The sequence below is a fragment of the Allobosea sp. genome (assembly GCF_017308015.1).
Lineage (GTDB): Bacteria > Pseudomonadota > Alphaproteobacteria > Rhizobiales > Beijerinckiaceae > Allobosea.
Map to the genome: position 1 here is coordinate 220,995 of NZ_JAFKFW010000002.1, position 19,183 is coordinate 240,177.

A 19,183-nucleotide genomic window follows, 5' to 3' on the forward strand; every position below is an offset into this window, starting at 1 on the left:
CAGCATCGCCTTTTCAGCTCTATGCTTGCGGCTCTCGGATGCGGATGATAGCCGCGAACCCGCCAGGCTCTCCGGAACCGTTACAGACCAGCCCATGTCAACGAAAACGCCGCCCGCCCTCGAGGATCAGCTTCTCCATCTGGAGCGCTTCCTGCCCTATCGCCTGAACGTCGTCGGCACGCTCGGCGGCCGGGCGCTGGGGCGCATCTATGGCGAGCGCTTCGGCATCGGCATCCCGGAATGGCGGGTGGTGGCGCAGCTCGGCGAGTTCGGCAAGCTGACCTCGCGCGATATCGGCGAGCTCGCCCAGATGCACAAGACCAAGGTCTCGCGCGCCGTGGGCGAACTCGAGAAGCGCGGCCTCGTCTCGCGCGCCGAGAACAGGCAGGACCGGCGCGAATCCTTCGTCACGCTGACCCCGGCGGGCAAGCGCATCTACGACCAGATCGTGCCGCTCGCGCTCGGCTTCGAGGCGCGCTGGATCGAGGGCATCGCTCCCGACGAACTCAAGGTGTTCGAGCGCGTGCTTTCGACGTTGACCGAGCGCGGCCGACACCTCGCAGGGAACTACCGCGAGGAAGACGGGGCCTGAGCGCCCCGCCTCTCAGAAATACCGCGCCAGATTGCGCCGGATGCGCTGCGCCGGATCCTCGCCCTTCGGCGGGTAGGCGAAAGCGGTGCCCGTGATCGCCTCATAGGCACGGACATAAACTGCCGATGTCTGGTTGATCAGTTCCTGCGGGATCGGCGGCAGATCCTGCGTGTAGGGATCGCAGCGGGCGACAACCCAGTTGCGCACGAAATCCTTGTCGAAGGATTCCGGCTTGCCGCCGGCAGCGAAGCGCTCCGGATAGCTTTCCGCGAACCAGTAACGGCTCGAATCCGGCGTATGGATCTCGTCGGCCAGCACGATGCGGCCCTCGGCATCGGTGCCGAACTCGTATTTCGTGTCTGCGAGGACCAGGCCGCGCTCGCTGGCAAGCTTCTGGCCACGGGCGAAGAGCGCCAGCGAATAGGCCGAGACCTCGTCCCATTGCTTCTGTGTCAGCAGCCCCTCCCCGACGATCTGCGCGGCCGAGAGCGGTTCGTCATGGCCGCCGTCGAAGGCCTTGCTGGTCGGGGTGATGATCGCCTGCGGCAGCGCCTCGTTGTCGCGCAGACCGTCCGGCAGGGTCATGCCGTACATCTCGCGGCGGCCCTGCTTGTACATCGTCAGGATCGAAGTCCCGGTCGTGCCGGCGAGATAGCCGCGCACGACCATCTCGACGGGCAGGATCTCGAGTCGCCTGCCGACGACGACGTTCGGATCGGGATACTCCAGGACATGGTTGGGGCAGATATCGGCGGTCTGCTCGAACCAGTAGCGCGCGGTCTGGGTCAGCACCTGGCCCTTCAGCGGGATCGACGCGATCGCCCGGTCGAAAGCGGACAAGCGGTCGGTCGAGATCAGGATGCGGCGATTGTCGGGCAGGTCGTAGTTCTCGCGCACCTTGCCGCGATAATAGTTCGGCAGCTCGGGAATGACGGCTTCGTGAAGAGGCAGATAGTCGGACATGGGGAGCTTGCCTCATTGGCGCTGCACGGAGGACCGGCGCGGCCGGGCCGCTGCCACAGGTCTTCTAACCAGAACCGAAGTTTTCCACCATCGGGGCGGTCGCGGCTTCCCCGGATTGCTGCGCCTGCCCGAATGTGGCATGCGAGGCCCTCGCGATGGAGCGTCCCCGCGGCCTATCAGGCGAGGCTCCGCTCCATAGTTCCGTCGTGTTTGGCGGGTGTTCTAGACCACAGTTCCCGAACAGGGCCGGCCTGCCGGCTCGACTATGGATGACGTGACCCGACCTGCGATGATGCTGCGACTGTCCAGACGCTTCGGCATGGCCCTTCTGATGCTGGCGGCCCTTGGCGGCGGCGCCATGGCGCAGTCGGCGTCCTGCAATGCCTGGCGCGCCGAACTGGAGAGTCTGCAGGGCCGCAGCGGCGGCGATCCGCGCGCGGCACAGGCCGCGCAGCGCGTCGGCGCCCAGCTCGCTCAATTGGGCAACCAGTATCGCTCCATGGGTTGCGACCGAGGTTTCAGCTTCTTCGACTCGCCGCCACCGCAATGCAACTTCATCCGCCAGCAGATCGGCCAGTTGCAGAACCAGTACGGCGCTCTGCAGCGCCAGGCCGAAGGTGGCGGCATCGAGCAGCGCCGCGCCCAACTCGCGGCAGCCATCAACAACAACTGCCGCGCGCAGCCGCGCGGCTTCTTCGACACGATCTTCGGGCGCGATCCCGGCCCCGGCGAGATCGATTCGACCTTGCCGGAGCTCGATCCCGAGCAGCCGACCGAACCGGCGAAGCCGCGGCTCGGCGGCCCCCAGACGGTCTGCGTCCGGACCTGCGACGGTTATTTCTTCCCGCTCTCGAACAATACCGGCAATGGCGACGAGATGTGCCAGGCGCTGTGCCCGGGCACCGAGACGCTGGCTTATGGCATGAGCACCGGCGGCGACATCCAGAACGCCGCCTCGCGCGCAACCGGCCAACCCTACTCATCGCTGGCCAATGCCGGCAAATACATCCGCAGCTTCGACGCCGCCTGTACATGTCGCGGTCAGGGGCAGAGCTGGTCGGCAGCTCTCAGGGACGCCGAATACCTGCTCGACAAGCGCAAGGGCGACGTCATCCTGACCGAGCAGCGCGCGGCCGAACTGTCGCGCCCGAAAGCCGATCCGAAGCGCAAGGGCACGGCCGCGGCCCAACCCGTGACGCCCGCGCCCGTTCCAGTCGTCCCCGACGAGAAGCCGATGCCGTCGGAAGATTCGCCGACGGCCGGCACCGAGTCGGCCGGCGTCGGCCCTGACATCGTCGGCGAGAAGGTGCTCGACAAGAAGGACGGGTTGAAGAGCGAATCGCAAAGCATCACCGGCGAGCGCCGGGCGGTGCGGATCGTCGCGCCCAACCTAGCGCCCAACCTCAACCCGCAGGCCGCGCGGCCCTGAGCAGAAAAAGTTCCATGCGATTTCCGTATGCAAGATCGACAGAGAACGCTGCGATCACTTCTGGACGCATGACGGGAACGGCAGCATAAGAAGAGCATCCAAGCCGCCTCCGGGAGGCCGCCAGACCCGTCCCACGGCTCCATCGCGCCGCGCGCCCGCTTCTGACGCTCCCCAGCTCAGAAGGCCGCCATGTCAGAGACAACCGTGACGACGCCCGCCCATCCCATCCAGTTGGACGACGCCAAACGCCGCCTCAAGGCGATCTTCATCGGCTCGGTCGGCAATCTCGTCGAATGGTACGATTTCTACGCCTACACCGCCTTCGCGCTCTATTTCGCGCCGGCCTTCTTCCCCTCGCATGATCCGGTGGTCCAGCAGCTCAACGCCGCGACCCTGTTCGCCGCCGGCTTCATCGTGCGGCCGATCGGCGGCTGGCTGTTCGGACACCTCGCCGATCGCTATGGCCGGCGGCTCTCGCTGATGGTGTCGGTGCTGATGATGTGTTTCGGCTCGCTGATCATCGCTTTCACGCCGACCTACGAGACGATCGGCTTCGCCGCTCCGGCGCTCCTGGCGCTGGCGCGCATCATCGAAGGCCTGAGCCTCGGCGGCGAATACGGGGCCAGCGCGACCTACCTCACGGAAATCGCCGACCCAGAGCATCGCGGCTTCTATTCGAGCTTCCAGTACGTGACGCTGATCGGCGGGCAGCTCACCGCCATCCTGGTGCTCCTGCTGCTGCAGAACGTCTTCCTGACGCATGAGCAACTCGTCGCCTGGGGCTGGCGCATTCCCTTCGTCATCGGAGCGATGCTCGCCGTCACCGCGATGCTGATGCGCCGGCACATGCACGAGACCGAGTCCTTCGAAGCCGCCAGGGCGACGATGAAGAAGGAAAGCTCACTGAAGGGCCTGTTGAAATATCCGCGCGAGGTCGCGATCGTGGTCGGCCTCACAGCAGGCGGCACCGCAGCCTTCTATACCTTCACCACCTATATGCAGACCTTCGTCAAGCAAACGGTCGGCCTCTCCGATATCACGACGACCTACGTGATCGCGGGCTCGCTGATCTTCGCGGCGATCCTGCAGCCGATCTATGGCGCTATCTCGGACCGGATCGGCCGCAAGCCGCTGCTGATCTTCTTTGGGCTGGCCGGCTCGCTGCTGACGGTGCCGATCCTGACCACGCTCTCCGGGACCAAATCGGCGTTCGTCGCTTTCCTGCTGCTTTGCGGCGCCTGGGTATTCACCGCCGGCTACACCTCGATCAACGCGGTGGTGAAGGCGGAACTGTTCCCGACCGCGATCCGCGCCACCGGCGTCGCCGTGCCCTATGCCGTCACGGTCTCGATTTTCGGCGGCACAGCGCCGGCCATCGCCCTGTTCTTCAAGCAACAGGGCCACGAGCAATGGTTCTACTACTACCTCGCCGGCATCATCTTCCTGTCGTTCCTGGTCTATTCGACCATGCGCGACACCAAGCACGCATCGGCGATGCACCGGCACGAGTGATCCGAGCGAGGTCTTCTGCCCATGCTCCGCATGCGTGGGACGGCAGCCGCGCGAAGCGCCGACGGCTGGGAATGCGCCTAATCTTACGGCTGAGTGCGCACAAGCCCCGCGCCGCGAGACCCTTCGTCCTAATTCTCTCCTGCGGAGAAGAAGGAATAGGTCAGGCCTTTTCGCCGCCTAGCCGCTTCAGAGCCTTCTCCCGGCCGATCAGCGGCAGGAGCGCGGCGAGTTCAGGCCCGTGATCGAGCCCGGTCAAGGCCTGGCGCAACGGCATGAACAGCGCCTTGCCCTTGGCACCCGTCTCCGCCGATACGGCTTGTGTCCAGCTCTTCCAGGTCGCCGCGTCGAAGGGTTCCGTCGGCAGCAAGCCAGCCGCGATCGCGGCAAAACCGGCATCGGCGATCACCGGAGCGATCGGCCCGTGCACGACGCGCCACCACTGAGCCGCCTCATCCAGCTTAGCGAGATTACCGCGCACGGCCTGCCAGAACGCCTCGTCGGCCGTGACGCCGAGCGCCCTCAGACGCCCCTCCACCGCAGCGAGCGGCAATTGATGCAACGTACGGGCACTCAGCGTCTCCAGCTCGTGCTCGTCGAACTTGGCAGGCGCCCGCGAGACATGGGCGAGATCGACCAGCCCGGCGAGCTCGTCGAGGCTTGCGACCGGTCGCACCGCATCGGAAGTGCCGACCAGCGTCGCAAGCGCGGCCACGGCCAGCGCCTCGACGCCGGTCTCGCGCAGGCCGCGCAGTGAAAGATGGCCGAGACGCTTCGACAACCCCTCGCCGCTCGCGGTGGTCAACAGATTGACATGCGCCATGGTCGGCAAACCGGCGTCGAGGGCCTCGAACATCTGGATATGCATTGCCGTGTTGGTGACATGGTCCTCACCGCGGACGATATGCGTGACGCCGGTCTCGATATCGTCAACCACGGACGGCAGGTGATAGAGATAACTGCCATCCTCGCGCACGAGCACCGGGTCCGAAAGCGAGGCGCAATCAACGTGAGAAGCGCCGCGCACGAGATCGTCCCAGGCCACCTCACGCTGCTCCAGCAGGAAGCGCCAATGCGGCTTGCGCCCTTCTGCCTCGAAGGCAGCCTTCTGCTCGCCGGTGAGCTTCAGGGCGGCGCGGTCGTAGATCGGCGGCAGGCCGCGGGCGAGCAGGCGCTTGCGGCGGCGGTCGAGCTCGTCGGCCGTCTCGTAGCAGGCATAGAGCCGTCCTGCCCCACGCAGGCGCTCGGCCGCAGCATCATAGATGGCGAGCCGTTCGGACTGCCGGATCACCTGGTCGGGAACGATGCCCAGCCAACCCAGATCCTCGGCGATGGCATCCGCATACTCCGCCTTCGACCGGGCGACGTCGGTATCGTCGTAGCGCAGCAAGAAGCGGCCGTGATGCCGGCGCGCGAACAGCCAATTGAACAACGCCGGCCGGGCGTTGCCGATATGGAGATAACCGGTGGGCGACGGCGCGAAGCGAACGAGCGGCCGAATTGCAGCAGACGATGTCATGGCCGGCTTATGGCGCGTTTGCAGGCAGGCGACAATCCGGCGTTTCAGGCAAATTGCCCACTGTTAATCCGGCATCAGCGTGAAGTTCTCCGACCCGTTGCTGCACCTGCATGCAAGTTTGCGGCGTCAGCCCGAACTGTCGCGTACGGACAGCCAGTCGAAAATAACGCTGAAAGCCTGTTTCCGCCTCTCCCAAGTCCCTCGCCCTGGAGAAGCGGTCGATCACAGGCGATTTCACGCTCCTTGATATAAAGAAGCCGGGAAGGCTTGTGGGCCAAGCATTTCGAGAACAGCCCGGCCTCGTCAAGTGTCCGAAGACACTCCGCATTTTGGTTGTCATCCACGGCTGCATCGACTGCGACCACGGCAACGACGATGGCACGTCTCAGGAATTCGCTGTTACCGTTCAGAGGCTCGAAGTCGCCTCCGTCCACCTGCAAGGGAGGGCGAGACGATGAGGAGGGACGATTCGCTTCACCGATGCGGATTGTCGCGAGGTGTTCAAGGGCCTGCCCGATCAAAGCGGCCATAGCTGCGTGACGAGCCCGCCGCATTTCGGACTGCGCGACGACGGCTCCTTTGGCTGAACCCTGGCGCCAGCTACACCGGCTCCAGCCGTGGCAGTAACCGATAGCGCGCAGGGAGGTGTGAGGTGGCGCGCGATTATCGGCTCGGCGGATCCAGATTGAAGTGCGCTATCGCATCCCGGACAATTCGCTCATCACCAAACCGTCCGGACATCAGTTGAACGACGATGTAAGCCAATCGCGCCCTCTCGCTGTCATAGTTCACGCAGGACGACAACGTAGGCTCGATTCTCGCCCACGCTGACTTATGAAGTCGCTCCGCACGAGCTAGATCGGCAGGATCGCTCAAAGACGAATACGGCACAGCCTTCCCCCTATGTCGAGGAAGGCTGGATTCTAAGGCTTAATTATTGCGCCGACCTCTTGGGGTTTCATTTTTAAAGTTTCGGAAACACCCCTTAACGGCCTCCGGCCCCTGACGCATGAGGCCATGATGATCGAGCCGCCTCGCCGCTCCTTCACAGCCCGCTGGTAGCCGCCGATGTCGATCCAGATGGTCGAGCGCTAGACGGAGCACATCGATCAGGAGGCCTTGGTACGGAAAGCGCGCTCAGAATGGACCAGAAGCAGAATGTCACTGCAAACTTTCTCTGATCAGACTGCGATCCAATCTTCGAAACCCTGACAGAATACGGCCTGGCGACCGTGAAGACGTTAACCCGGCATTAGGGTTACCAAGGCATGAATTGACTCCAGAGCAGGGTAAAACGGTGGAATCGAACCGCTGCTCGGGGAGATCAGGATGCGCATCCGTTCCATCGCGCTCACGTTCGGGTCCACAGCCCTTGCGACCAGCCTTCTCGCCGCTCCGACGCTGGCGGCGGATTATCTGCGCGGCACGCAGGCCGTCGACGCCCCCCCGGCCGCCTCGACTTTCGAGCGCGGCATCGACTGGTCCGGCTTCTATTTCGGTGGCGGTGCCGGCGTATCCGATACGAAGTTCGAGCCCGGAGAGGGGCTTCAGAACCTGGCGCGCTACTCGTTCCGAAACACCGCGCTCGGCGCCCAGCGCGACATGGGCTCCTTCGTCAACAACCTGCCCTCGAATCAGGATAGCGGAGCGACCTATTTCGGCTTCCTGGGCTATAACTGGGCCTTCGGCGACGCCGTTCTCGGCTTTGAGGCAGATTACACCCGTTCGGGCCAGAGCTACAGCATCACCGACTATATCGCACGACGGTCGATTCTGTCGGACAACTCTGTGAACGACTGGTCCCTGACGACCAATCAGGGCGCCAAGCTGCTGGACTACGCAACCGCGCGCTTGCGCTTGGGCTGGGCTTTCGGCTCGTTCATGCCCTACGCCACCGTCGGCGGCGCTGTCGGGCGCTTCAACACGCGTTCGACGGTGACCTCGACCTGGCATGTCACCCGCACCAACCCGATCACCAATGCAGTCGAGGATTTCGACGCGGCGGGTTATCCCCTGACGGTCGGCGCATCGAAGAAGAACGTCTACGGCTTCGGCCTGGCGCTCGGCGGCGGCGTGGACTGGGCGCTGGCGGAGAACATGTTCCTGCGTGGCGAATACCAGCTCGTCCGCTTCGCCGATGTCGAGGGCACGACGACGACGGTCAATACCGCACGCGCCGCGCTGGGCGTCAAATTCTGACGCTGGCCGTCACGCCTCAAACGAAAAGGCCGGGGTTATCGCCCCGGCCTTTTCTGTTCATGAACCTCGCGAAACGCCTTACTCGGCCGCCTCGACCTCGGGCCGCGCCCGGCCGGCACGCTGCCGCTTGACCAGCTCCGCAACGATGAAGGCGAGCTCCAGCGCCTGCTCGGCATTGAGGCGGGGATCGCAGACCGTGTGGTAGCGGTCGTTGAGGTCCGCGTCCGTCATGCCGCGGGCGCCGCCGGTGCATTCCGTTACGTTCTTGCCGGTCATTTCCAGATGCAGACCGCCGGCATGAGTGCCCTCGGCCTCGTGGACGGCGAAGAAGTTCTTCACTTCACCCAGAATCAGGTCGAAGGGCCGCGTCTTGTAGCCGCTCGCGGCCTTGACCGTGTTGCCATGCATCGGATCGCAGGACCAGACGACGTTGCGGCCCTCGCGCTTCGTCGCCCGCACCAGCGCCGGCAAGTGGTCGAAGACCTTGTCGGCGCCAAAGCGCGCGATCAGCGTCAGGCGACCGGCCTGGTTCTGCGGATCGAGCACCTCGATCAGCTTGAGCAGGCCATCGACCGTGGTCGAGGGACCGCATTTCAGACCGATCGGGTTCTTGATGCCGCGGAAGAACTCGACATGGGCATGGTCGAGCTGGCGCGTGCGATCCCCGATCCAGACCATATGGCCGGAGGTGTCGTACCATTCGCCGGTCGTCGAATCCGTCCGGGTCATCGCCTGCTCGTAGCCGAGCAGCAGCGCCTCATGGCTGGTGTAGAAGTCGGTCGTGCGCATTTCCGGATGGGTCTCCGGATCGATACCGATGGCGCGCATGAAATCCAGCGCCTCGGTGATGCGCTCGGCCACCTCCTGGTAGCGATGGGACTGCGGTGAATCCTTGACGAAGCCAAGCATCCAGCGGTGCGCGTTGTCGAGATTGGCGTAGCCGCCGGTCGCGAAGGCACGGATCAGGTTCAGCGTCGCCGCCGACTGCCGGTAGGCCTCGAGCTGGCGGCGGGGATCCGGGATACGGGCATCGGCGGTCACGCCGATATCGTTGACGATATCGCCCTTGTAGCTCGGCAACTCGAGATCGCCGACCTTCTCGGTCGGGGCCGAACGCGGCTTGGCGAACTGGCCGGCGATGCGGCCGACCTTCACCACCGGCGAGCCGCCGGCGAAGGTCAGTACCACCGCCATCTGGAGGAACAGCCGGAAGAAGTCGCGGATATTGTCGGCCGAATGCTCGGCGAAGCTCTCGGCACAGTCGCCTCCCTGCAGCAGGAAAGCCTCACCGGCGGCGACCTTGCTCAACGCCCGTTTGAGCTTGCGCGCCTCGCCTGCAAAAACGAGCGGCGGAAAGCCGGCGAGCTGCTGCTCGACCGCCTTCAAGGCTGCCTGGTCCGGATATTCCGGAATCTGCTGGACAGGCTTGGCCCTCCAGCTCTCTGGCGTCCACCGCTCGGACATGGGACTTCGTGCTCCTGACTTCGGGATCGCGCGTCGTTAACCTCTTGGTTGCGCGAAGGGGCGGCTATACACCGATGATGTGGGAATGGCCACCTTCGGAGAGAAGCCCTGGCGGCGGGCAGCCCGGTCGTTCAACGCATGCGTCGGGAAAGACGAATCCGCGCAACAGGATAGCGTCCGCTGCTGATACGTTGCGGCAACCGCCTGCCATCATGATTCAAGTCCTTGGCAGGCTGATTCAACCGGGCGCCGGGAACGACCTTTGTCCATCGGGGGCTTCGCGCGGCCGTAAGAACCCGGCCCCCACGATCGGATGACCCGACTGCAATCGGGCCCTGATATTCTACCCGGTCGCGGGTTCCCGGTTCGCGCCTCCGGCGCGCCCCGGAATGACAAGCACGGCTCGCCGCCTAGCCCGCGCGCGGCGTCCGCATCGTGACCAGTTCCTCCGCCGCGCTCGGATGCAGCGCGACGGTGCGATCGAAGTCGGCCTTGGTCGCGCCCATCGTCACGGCGATGGCGACCGCCTGGACGATCTCCCCGGCATCATGGCCGAGGATATGGACGCCGAGCACCTTGTCCGATTGCGCGTCCACGACGAGCTTCATGTAGATGCGCTCCTGCCGGCCGGAGATCGTCGCCTTCATCGGACGGAAGCCGGATTCGAAGACGGTGACCCTGTGCCCTGCCGCTATCGCCTGCGCCTCCGACAGGCCGACGGTGCCGATCTCCGGCGTCGTGAAGACGGCTGAAGCGATGGTGGCGTGGTCGACCGTCCATCTCCGGCTGCCGAAGGTCGAGTCGGAGAAGGCATGCCCCTCGCGGATCGCGACCGGCGTCAGGTTGACCCGGTTGGTCACGTCGCCGACGGCATGGATCGAAGGTACGCTGCTGGCTGATGCGGCATCCACCCTGATCTCGCCGAAGGAGCCGAGGGCGACGCCGGCCTGCTCCAGACCGAGCCCTTTCGTGTTCGGCCGGCGGCCCGTGGCGACGAGGACGACATCGGCGTCGATCGGGTCACCCTTTGCGCAATGGGCGCGACGGGAACCATCCGGCAGTTCCTCGATGCGTTCGATCGTGCAGCCCAGCCTCAGGGTGATGCCGGCATGGAGAAGCGCATCGCGCAGGCGGTTTCGGATATCCTCGTCGAAGCCGCGCAGGACATTGTCGCCCCGGTGCAGCACGGTCACCGCAACGCCGAGCCGGGCGAAGAGACTGGCGAACTCCAGCGCGATATAACCGCCGCCGACCACGAGCAGGCGCTTCGGCAGCACTGGCAGGTGGAAGATTTCGTTCGAGGAGATGCCGAGCTCACCACCCGGGATCGGCGGGTCGAAGGACGGCCAGCCGCCGGTTGCGACGAGGATGTGGCGGGCGTGGATCAGCTCGCCGCTCTTCGTCAGCCGGACCTGATGCGGCCCTTCGACGACGGCGCGCTCCTCGCGGATTGCGACCCTCGCGCCCTCCAGGCCCTTGCGATAGAGGCCGGAGAGACGGGTGACCTCGTTCGCCACCGCATCGCGCAGGGTCGGCCAGTCGAAGACCGGCGCCTGAGGCAACGTCCAGCCGAAACCGGCGGCGTCCTCGAAGTCCTCGGCGAAGCGGCTGGCATAGACGAAGAGCTTCTTGGGCACGCAGCCGCGGATCACGCAAGTGCCACCGATCCTGTCCTCCTCGGCGATCATGACGCGAGCGCCGTGGCTGGCCGCGATGCGCGCCGCGCGCGTGCCGCCCGAACCCGCACCGATGACGAACAGGTCGACGTCGAAATCAGCCATGGTCTTCTCCAAGGGGCGCTGCCGGGCCCGGACCGAACCAGAGAACCGCCGCCCCCAGGACCGCAATCCACCAGCCCTGCCAGGCTCCGTGCCCGACGGCGGAAATCGCGAAAGCGCCGGCGAACAGCGCGAGGCGGGGCGCCATCTCGCGCGACGGCAGGCGGCGCAACCGAGCCAGCAGGAAGAGGCCGGCAAGCACGAGGATGCCTGCTCCGACCGCTCCGGTCTCGGCCCAGGCCTGCAGGGGCATGTCGTGCGGATGGCTCGCGGCCAGAAGCGGACGATGCGCGGGCGAGACCTCCGCCGCCACCGGATGCTCGTGCATGGTGGCCGAAGTCCCGAAGCCGGCGCCGACAATCGGTCGTGCCCGCGCGACCTCGCCGAAGCTCTGCCAGATATCGATACGGGCCTGCCCGGTCATCACGGCGAACCGGTTCAGGATAAGCGAAGGCAGCCAGTTCTGCGCGGCGACGCCGAGCACAGGCGCCACCGCCATGGCGAGGAGGAAGGCGCAGCCCGCAGCCGTCAGCGTCAGACGCGGCCAGAGCGCCGACAGCCCCCAGCAGATGGCGCAAACGGCAACGCCGAGCCGCGCCGAGGCACTTTCCGAGCGCAATGCCAGTGCGGCCACGGCAAGGGCGAGAACGACCGCCAGAATGCGATCGGACCGGCGCGCGCCGGGCTGATTCCACAGTCCATGGATCGTCGGCACGGCCAGCACGAGCGCGGTGATCGCCGGGCGGTTGAAGACGAAGCTCATCAGCTTGCCGACGCCGAGCGCAGCACGCTGCGACAGCCCGGAGGCAAGCTCGAACATCATCAGCAGGCAGGCGAGAATGATCGCGAGCGCAAGCGCCCGCAGCCACGCAGGTTGCGGCCTGAACCGGCTGGTAGCGGCGATGGCGAGAGCGAAGGCGATGGGCAGCGCGAACTCGCCCCAGGCCCGCAGGGAGGCCTGTGGCCGATGGCTCCACAGGATCGAGAAGAGCGCCCAGGCCAGAAAGGCGGTCAACGCCAGCCCGAGCGGCGTTGCGAGAAGGCGCAGCATGCGCCCGATCAGATCGCCTGTCCGGCCGGTGGCAACGACTGCGGCGACGAAGGGGATGACTGCCAGACCGAGCAGAAGTGTCGACGATCGGTTGGCGAGCCACATTGCCAGCGGCATCAGCACCATCAGCACGACACCAGCCCCGATCAGCCGCAGCGGCAGCGGCCCGGGGACCGGCGTGGTTTCCTGACGATCGGCGAGACGCGTCTGACTCATGGTTTGCGCTTACGCGATCGCAGGAAACGCCGCCAGCGCGTTATCGCGCGAGTGCCCGCAGTCGTAGGATGAAAGGTGTAGATTCTGCGGCCAACCTGCGCTTAGGCCGAAAATTCTTGACTTCCGATTATGCAATCAGGCGCAATTGACGACCAGCGCGGCGAGGTGCCACAGGCGGAGTGCTTCAAGAAACCCGCGGGCAAAGCCCGCAAGCGGAGGAATTCATGCTGACATCCATCCTGAAGCGGACGGCCCTGACGGCAGTCGCGCTGGCTGCCCTCTCCACCGCCGCGTTCGCACAGCTCAACGAACTGAAGATCATGGCACCCGCCGCCCCCGGCGGCGGCTGGGACGGCACGGCGCGTTCGATGCAGCAGGCGCTGACGGCAGCCGGCATCGTCAAGAGCGTGCAGGTCAACAACGTGACCGGCGCAGGCGGCACCATCGGCCTCGCGCAATTGATCGGCGCGAAGGGCGCTGGTGACCAGTTGATGGTCAACGGCTTCGTCATGGTCGGCGCCATCCTCCTCAACAAGTCGCCGGTCAACCTGACCCAGGTGACGCCGATCGCGCGCCTCACCGCCGAGGCCGAGGTCATCGTCGTGCCGACGGAATCGCCGCTCAAGACCGCCAAGGATCTCGCCGAGCGCCTGAAAGCCGACCCGGCCAAAGTGACATGGGCCGGCGGCTCCGCCGGCGGCACGGACCACATCCTCGCCGCGCTGTTCGCCAAGGCGGTCGGCGCCGACGCCAAGAAGATCAACTACATTCCATTCTCCGGCGGCGGCGAGGCCCTGGCGGCGATGCTGGGCGGGCGCGTCACGGCCGGCGTCTCCGGCTATGGCGAGTTCGAGGGCCAGATCAAGGCCGGCAAGCTGCGCGTGCTCGCGGTTTCCTCGCCCAAGCGCCTCGAGAACGCCCCGGATGCGCCGACGCTGAAGGAGCAGGGCATCGATCTCGAGCTGTTGAACTGGCGCTCGGTCGTGGCGCCTCCCGGCCTCTCCGCCGAACAGACCAAGGCCCTGACCGACACGGTCGAGAAGATGGCCAAGTCGAAGGAGTGGCAGGAAATCCTCAAGGCCCGCGGATGGGACGATTCCTTCCTCGCCGGCGCCGCGTTCGACACCTTCCTGAAGGCCGAGATCGAGCGCGTCTCCAAGGTCATGGTCGATGTCGGCCTGGTGAAGTAAGCCGATAGCGACGCCAGAATCAGAAGGGGCCGGGAAACCGGCCCCTTTTCCAACCGCCAGAAGCGCCTCAAAAGCGCCGGACATGACTGCGGGAACGCCATGACCAACGATACGCGCTCGCAAAGCGCCAACAAACCGGCCCTGGTGGTGGGCGTCCTGCTGCTGATTTTCGCCGCCCTCGTCGGCTATGACGCTTCCCAGCAGACGATCACCTCGACCTACGGCGTCGGACCGACCGCCATGCCCTATGTCGTGGCGGCCGGGCTCGCCATCCTCGGCCTCGCGCATTTCGTGGTCGCCTTCCGTGAAGGCCTGCCGCAGCCCGAGGACGCCGACAGCAACGCCCTGCTCTGGATCGCCGGCGGACTGGTCTTCCTGATCGCCTGCATCGGGCTGGGCGGCGGCTTCATCATCGCCATCACCGTGGTCTTCGCCTGCACCGCCCGCGGCATGGGCCGCCAGGCCCTGGCTGTCGACGCCGCGATCGGCTTCGTGCTCGGCCTCGTCATCTACCTCGTCTTCGCCAAGGTCCTGACGCTGATCCTGCCGTCGGGCCCGCTCGAGCGCCTGTTCCTCTGAGGAGAGCCAGACCATGGATACCCTGCTCTCCCTGATCAACGGCTTCGGCGTCGCCTTCGAGCCCGCCAAGCTCATGTTCTGCCTGATCGGCGTCTTCCTCGGCACCGCCGTCGGCGTGCTGCCCGGCATCGGACCGGCGTTGACCGTCGCGCTCCTGCTGCCGGTGACATTCAAGCTCGATCCGGCCGGATCGCTCATCATGTTCGCCGGCATCTACTATGGCGGCATGTATGGCGGCTCGACCACCGCGATCCTGCTCAACGCACCCGGCGAAAGCGCTTCGCTCGCCACCGCGCTCGAAGGCTCGAAGATGGCCAAGGCCGGCCGTGGCGGCCCGGCACTCGCGACCTCGGCGATCGGCTCCTTCGTGGCCGGCCTGATCGCGACGATCGGGCTTGCCTTCCTCGCGCCCCTGCTGGTCGAGCTCGCGGTGAAGTTCGGCCCCTGGGATTATTTCGCGCTGATGATCGTCGCCTTCGTCACGGTCTCCGCAACCTTCGGCGACTCGCCTCTGCGCGGCCTGACCAGTCTGTTCATCGGCATCGCGCTCGGCCTGATCGGCATCGACAAGCTGACCGGCCAGGCACGTCTGACCTTCGGCGTACCGGAACTGCTGAACGGCGTCGAGGTCACAACGCTGGCCGTCGGCCTGTTCGCGGTGGGCGAGGCCTTCTACGTCGCCTCCAAGCGCTTCCGCGACCCCGAGGAGATCATTCCGATAAAGGGCTCGCTTTGGATGACCAAGGAGGACTGGAAGCGTTCCTGGGCCCCCTGGCTGCGCGGCACCGCCTTCGGCTTCCCGATCGGCGCCCTGCCCGCCGGCGGCGCCGAGGTGCCGACCTTCCTGAGCTATTCGACCGAACGGAAGCTCTGCAAATATCCGGACGAATTCGGCAAGGGCGCGATCGAGGGCGTTGCCGGGCCCGAAGCGGCCAACAACGCCTCCGCGGCCGGCACGCTGGTACCGCTGCTCACGCTCGGCCTGCCGACCTCGGCGACGGCGGCAATCATGCTCGCCGGTTTCCAGCAATACGGGCTCAATCCCGGCCCTCTGCTCTTTGCCGAAAAGCCCGACCTGGTCTGGGGCCTGATCGCCTCTCTCTTCATCGCCAATGTCATGCTGGTGATCCTGAACCTGCCGCTGATCGGGCTCTGGGTCCGGCTGCTGGCGATCCCGCAACCCTGGCTCTATGCTGGCATCCTCGTCTTCGCGACGATGGGCACGCTGGCGGTCAACGGCTCACCGGTCGAGCTCGGCATGCTCTTCCTGTTCGGCTTCATGGGCTATCTGATGCGCCGCTACGACTACCCGGTGGCGCCGATGGTGGTCGGGCTCATCCTCGGCCCGATGGCGGAGGCGCAATTGCGGCGCGCGCTGCAGATCAGCCTGGGCGATCCGATGATCCTGCTGGAGAACCCGATCTCGGCGACGCTGCTCGGCATCGCCTTCCTCGCGCTGGTCGCTCCGTTCGTGATGAAGGGCCTGAACCGCTTCAAGGCCGCCGAAGATTGACAAGACCGAGCCGGATGAGGCTTTCTCCCGTCGCGGCGAGAGCCTCATCCGCCGGGCGCGGTTGCCAGCCGAGCATGGCCTGCGCCTTGGCGCTCGTCGCATTCTTGCTGCGGCCGAGTTCGGCCGTCGCAGCCTGACGCGCGGTGGTGCTGAAGCGCGCGGCCAGGCGCACCAGCCAGTCCGGCAGCACGCGCGTCGACACCCGCGCTGCATTCTCTCCGAGCCCGTCCTTCAGCGCCTGGGCAATCGCCTGCATCGTCATGAAATCGCCGGCCGTGGCCAGAAAACGTTCGCCCGCGGCAGCAGCATCGGTCATGGCGCGCAGGTGCAGGTCGGCGACATCGCGCACGTCGACGACGCCGAACATCAGCCGTGGCACCGCCCACAATCTTCCGTCCAGCATGGCCCTGACCAGCAGGATCGAGGGCGAGAGGTCAGGCCCGAGCAGCGGACCGAAGATGCCGACGGGATTGACGACCGCAAGCTCCAGTCCCCGCCCTTCGCCATCAACGAAATCCCAGGCGGCCCGTTCAGCCAATGTCTTGGATTTCGGATAGGCGGCGAGTTCGGGCGCCGCGACGTTCGTCCAGTCGCGCTCGTCATAGGGCCGCTTTACCGCCCGGCCATAGCCGATCGCCGCGAAGGACGAGGTCAGGACGGCACGCCTCGCCCCGGCCCGCTGCGCGGCGCGCAGGACGCGCAGCGTGCCTTCGCGCGCAGGACGGATCAGCTCGTCCTCATCCTTCGGCTCGGCAGCGGCCACCGGCGAAGCGACATGCAGGACATAGGTGCAGCCGGAGGCGGCTTCAGCCCAGCCCTCGTCGCGCAGCAGATCGGCAACGGCGACCTGCAAACGGCTGCCGGCATCGATGCCGGCCAGGCGCAAGGCTTCCCTGAGTGGCGCCTCCCGCCCGGGATCGCGCAGCGTCGTGCGGACATCGTAGCCGGCAGCTAGCAGCGACAGGATGCAATGCCCCGCGAGGAAGCCGGAGCCTCCGGTCACGAGGACGAGATCGCGGGTCATGTCTCTGGCTCCACCGTTCCGCTTCGACCGCCCGGCCATAACGTCCGTTGCAGCCTGATGCCAGAGCGCGGCGGGCCGGGCAGCACGGTGGGTGAACCATTTCGGCCGGCGCAGGCCGATGAGCCGACCGCCCCGACCTCATCAAAAAGGCCGGCGATTGCTCGCCGGCCCCCGGATATTCCAAAGCGCCGCTACGCCTGCGGTGTCACAGCGAATGGCCGCGCTTGCGCATCTCCTGCGAGAAGCGGTCGAACAGATACTGGCTCGTCTGGAGGGTCCAGGGCTGCAGGACGCTGAAAAGATCGTCCATCGCCTCGCGCCGCAAGGCATTGTAACGCTGCCCCACCGGAGATTTGAAAAAGCCGGCGACCTCCTTGAGATCCGCCTCGTTCATCTTCCGGGCGAAAACCTCGGCCGCCGTCTTCGTCATCTCGTCGATGCGCTTGTCGGCTTCCGGCTTCAGCGCGGAGATGACGGCATCGGCATCCTTCTTCATCTCAGGCCGGGTTGCGATCAACTCCTGCACGTTCTTCTCGAACTCGCTGTAGATGCCGGTGAACGTCAGCGTGATACCGGTCAGGTCCGCGACCTCGCGCGCCACCTGGAGATGGCTCGGCGTCAACGCCGGCGCCTGGGCGAAGGCGGGCGCTGCGCAGACAAGCGCCAGACCGATGGCAGCCCGGGCGAGAGAACGACGGATCATGCGTTGAAACCCCTTCATCAGCGAACCATCGCCGGAGCGCGCGATTGCGCTATCGACACGACGGACCGGTCATTGTGGCGCGTTCCTTAGCGTGGATCGCGCCGGAATGGAATTATTCGATCCTACCGATGAGCCTGAGGCCGCCAGCGCCCGCCAGGATGGCTCCGGTCGCCAGCCCGATGAACAGGCCGTGCTCGACGACGCCCGGCACGATGTTCAGCGCCTGTGCCAGCAGCTCCGGGTGCTCGATCGTACCGAGATGCGCGTCGAGGATGTAATGTCCGCCATCGGTGACCAGCGTGGTTCCGTCCGGCTTCCGGCGCAGCGTGAGTTCGCCCGATCCGCCGGAGGCGGCGACGGCTGCGGCTACCGCCCGGCGCGTCGCTTCCAATCCGAAGGGTACGACCTCGATCGGCAGCGGGAAGCGACCGAGCGTCTGCACCAGCTTGCCGTCATCGGCGATCACGATCATGCGCGCGGAAGCGGCCGCGACGATCTTCTCGCGCAGCAGCGCCGCACCGCCGCCCTTGATCAGGCGCAATTGCGGATCGACCTCGTCGGCGCCGTCCACGGTGAGATCGAGTTCCGGTGTCTCGTCGAGCGTCGACATCGGAATCCCCAATGAAACGGCCTGGGCCTGCGTCGCCTCGGAGGTCGAGACGCAGAGCACATCGAAACCGGCAGCCACCTTCACGCCGAGCAGGTCAACGAAATGCTTCGCGGTTGAGCCGGTGCCGAGGCCGAGCCGCATGCCCGGCTGCACCAGCTCGAGGGCGCGGGCGGCAGCCTGCTTCTTCAGGTCGTCGGCATTCATGGGTTTCGTCCGGCTCAGGTTCTGGAAAACGCCTGCCGCCCGGGCCGGACGACGGCGCTCTCCTGCCCCGGCAAAGCCGACGAGTCCAGCGCGCGCAGGCCTCCCGGCGTCATTTCGTCTGCGGCGTGCACACTGTCTTGTCGTCGAAGACGTAGCAGATGCTCATCTCGCCGGTGCGGATATTGACGCGGAAGATGCCGCCCTCCTTTTCATGGCGGGACGGCATCAGCCCGTAATCGCTGGGCGCCTGTGGGCCGGCTCCCTCGCCCGAAGGGAAGCAGACGGTCAGACCGACGCCGCCCTCCTTGAGCTGGAACTGGCAGGCCCCGACCTCGCCGGTCGCCTTGTCGATCCTGTAGACCCTGTTGAGATCGGTCTGCGGCGCGGGCGCAAACTCGAAGGGGCCGGCAGAAGCCGGCCCAGCGCCCGCCATCCCAAGCCCCGCCCCGAGCAGCAACCCTGCGATTCCAGCCCGTCTTCCCGTGAAATTCGACATGATGATCTTCCCTGCCGCCGGCCGCGCGACGAATCGCGCGCACGATACCATCTCGCGCGGCGATTTTGGGGTGGCCCGCACGCAGGGCTTGCCAGCCCGGCCGCAACGACCTTTAACCGAGTCTCGCCCGACCGAATCACACCG

At 66.0% G+C, this 19,183-nt stretch carries 16 protein-coding genes; 7 read left to right on the forward strand and 9 right to left on the reverse strand.

Translation table 11 applies throughout. From position 1 onward, the window contains the following. The first annotated feature begins 94 nt into the window (after nucleotides 1–94). On the forward strand, nucleotides 95–592 hold the full coding sequence (locus J0I42_RS01080) for a MarR family winged helix-turn-helix transcriptional regulator (protein WP_291651943.1): 498 nt from the start codon (nucleotides 95–97) through the stop codon (nucleotides 590–592). A gap of 12 nt (nucleotides 593–604) precedes the next feature. On the opposite strand, the gene J0I42_RS01085 is transcribed toward J0I42_RS01080, so the two are convergent. Further along, the gene (locus J0I42_RS01085; protein WP_291651945.1) at nucleotides 605–1,555 is read right to left on the reverse strand and encodes a phosphoribosylaminoimidazolesuccinocarboxamide synthase; all 951 of its coding nucleotides are present in this window, start codon (nucleotides 1,553–1,555) and stop codon (nucleotides 605–607) included. 319 nt (nucleotides 1,556–1,874) lie between these two features. Between J0I42_RS01085 and J0I42_RS01090 the strand changes: the two genes are divergently transcribed. Further along, the gene (locus tag J0I42_RS01090) at nucleotides 1,875–2,984 is read left to right on the forward strand and encodes a DUF2865 domain-containing protein (RefSeq protein WP_291651946.1); all 1,110 of its coding nucleotides are present in this window, start codon (nucleotides 1,875–1,877) and stop codon (nucleotides 2,982–2,984) included. 189 nt (nucleotides 2,985–3,173) lie between these two features. Then, nucleotides 3,174–4,496, forward strand: a complete 1,323-nt coding sequence (locus J0I42_RS01095; protein WP_291651948.1) for an MFS transporter — start codon at nucleotides 3,174–3,176, stop codon at nucleotides 4,494–4,496. 160 nt (nucleotides 4,497–4,656) lie between these two features. On the opposite strand, the gene gltX is transcribed toward J0I42_RS01095, so the two are convergent. Next, nucleotides 4,657–6,012 (reverse strand): glutamate--tRNA ligase, encoded by a 1,356-nt coding sequence (gene gltX, locus J0I42_RS01100; protein WP_291651950.1) that lies wholly within the window; start codon nucleotides 6,010–6,012, stop codon nucleotides 4,657–4,659. A gap of 1,329 nt (nucleotides 6,013–7,341) precedes the next feature. On the opposite strand from gltX, the gene J0I42_RS01105 reads away from it, so the two are divergent. Next, nucleotides 7,342–8,211: an outer membrane protein gene (locus J0I42_RS01105; protein ID WP_291651952.1), complete on the forward strand. Its 870-nt coding sequence runs from the start codon at nucleotides 7,342–7,344 to the stop codon at nucleotides 8,209–8,211. A 78-nt stretch (nucleotides 8,212–8,289) separates the two neighbouring features. Here J0I42_RS01105 and J0I42_RS01110 read toward each other — a convergent pair whose 3' ends face one another. The 3 genes from J0I42_RS01110 to J0I42_RS01120 all read right to left on the reverse strand — a co-directional run bounded on the left by J0I42_RS01110 (nucleotide 8,290) and on the right by J0I42_RS01120 (nucleotide 12,720). Then, on the reverse strand, nucleotides 8,290–9,675 hold the full coding sequence (locus tag J0I42_RS01110) for a class II 3-deoxy-7-phosphoheptulonate synthase (RefSeq protein WP_291651954.1): 1,386 nt from the start codon (nucleotides 9,673–9,675) through the stop codon (nucleotides 8,290–8,292). A 410-nt stretch (nucleotides 9,676–10,085) separates the two neighbouring features. Next, the gene (gor, locus tag J0I42_RS01115; protein WP_291651956.1) at nucleotides 10,086–11,456 is read right to left on the reverse strand and encodes a glutathione-disulfide reductase; all 1,371 of its coding nucleotides are present in this window, start codon (nucleotides 11,454–11,456) and stop codon (nucleotides 10,086–10,088) included. Then, nucleotides 11,449–12,720: an O-antigen ligase family protein gene (locus tag J0I42_RS01120; RefSeq protein WP_291651958.1), complete on the reverse strand. Its 1,272-nt coding sequence runs from the start codon at nucleotides 12,718–12,720 to the stop codon at nucleotides 11,449–11,451. Before J0I42_RS01120 ends, gor begins: the two co-directional genes overlap by 8 nt. A gap of 224 nt (nucleotides 12,721–12,944) precedes the next feature. Between J0I42_RS01120 and J0I42_RS01125 the strand changes: the two genes are divergently transcribed. From J0I42_RS01125 to J0I42_RS01135, 3 genes are all read left to right on the forward strand, one after another. After that, nucleotides 12,945–13,910, forward strand: coding sequence for a Bug family tripartite tricarboxylate transporter substrate binding protein (locus J0I42_RS01125; RefSeq protein WP_291651959.1), 966 nt, complete (start codon nucleotides 12,945–12,947; stop codon nucleotides 13,908–13,910). A gap of 99 nt (nucleotides 13,911–14,009) precedes the next feature. Then, the gene (locus tag J0I42_RS01130) at nucleotides 14,010–14,489 is read left to right on the forward strand and encodes a tripartite tricarboxylate transporter TctB family protein (protein WP_291651960.1); all 480 of its coding nucleotides are present in this window, start codon (nucleotides 14,010–14,012) and stop codon (nucleotides 14,487–14,489) included. A 13-nt stretch (nucleotides 14,490–14,502) separates the two neighbouring features. Further along, nucleotides 14,503–16,002 (forward strand): tripartite tricarboxylate transporter permease, encoded by a 1,500-nt coding sequence (locus J0I42_RS01135; RefSeq protein ID WP_291651962.1) that lies wholly within the window; start codon nucleotides 14,503–14,505, stop codon nucleotides 16,000–16,002. Here J0I42_RS01135 and J0I42_RS01140 read toward each other — a convergent pair. The 4 genes from J0I42_RS01140 to J0I42_RS01155 all read right to left on the reverse strand — a co-directional run bounded on the left by J0I42_RS01140 (nucleotide 15,983) and on the right by J0I42_RS01155 (nucleotide 18,976). Next, entirely contained in the window at nucleotides 15,983–17,026 is a 1,044-nt protein-coding gene (locus J0I42_RS01140) for an SDR family oxidoreductase (RefSeq protein ID WP_291651965.1), read from the reverse strand. The genes J0I42_RS01135 and J0I42_RS01140 overlap by 20 nt on opposite strands. Nucleotides 17,027–17,231: 205 nt before the next feature. Beyond that, on the reverse strand, nucleotides 17,232–17,729 hold the full coding sequence (locus J0I42_RS01145; protein WP_291651967.1) for a DUF2059 domain-containing protein: 498 nt from the start codon (nucleotides 17,727–17,729) through the stop codon (nucleotides 17,232–17,234). A 112-nt stretch (nucleotides 17,730–17,841) separates the two neighbouring features. Continuing rightward, a complete protein-coding gene (gene rpiA, locus J0I42_RS01150; protein WP_291651968.1) occupies nucleotides 17,842–18,543 on the reverse strand; it encodes a ribose-5-phosphate isomerase RpiA in 702 nt (233 codons plus the stop codon). A gap of 109 nt (nucleotides 18,544–18,652) precedes the next feature. Next, entirely contained in the window at nucleotides 18,653–18,976 is a 324-nt protein-coding gene (locus J0I42_RS01155) for a hypothetical protein (RefSeq protein ID WP_291652649.1), read from the reverse strand. Between the last annotated feature and the right edge of the window lie 207 nt (nucleotides 18,977–19,183).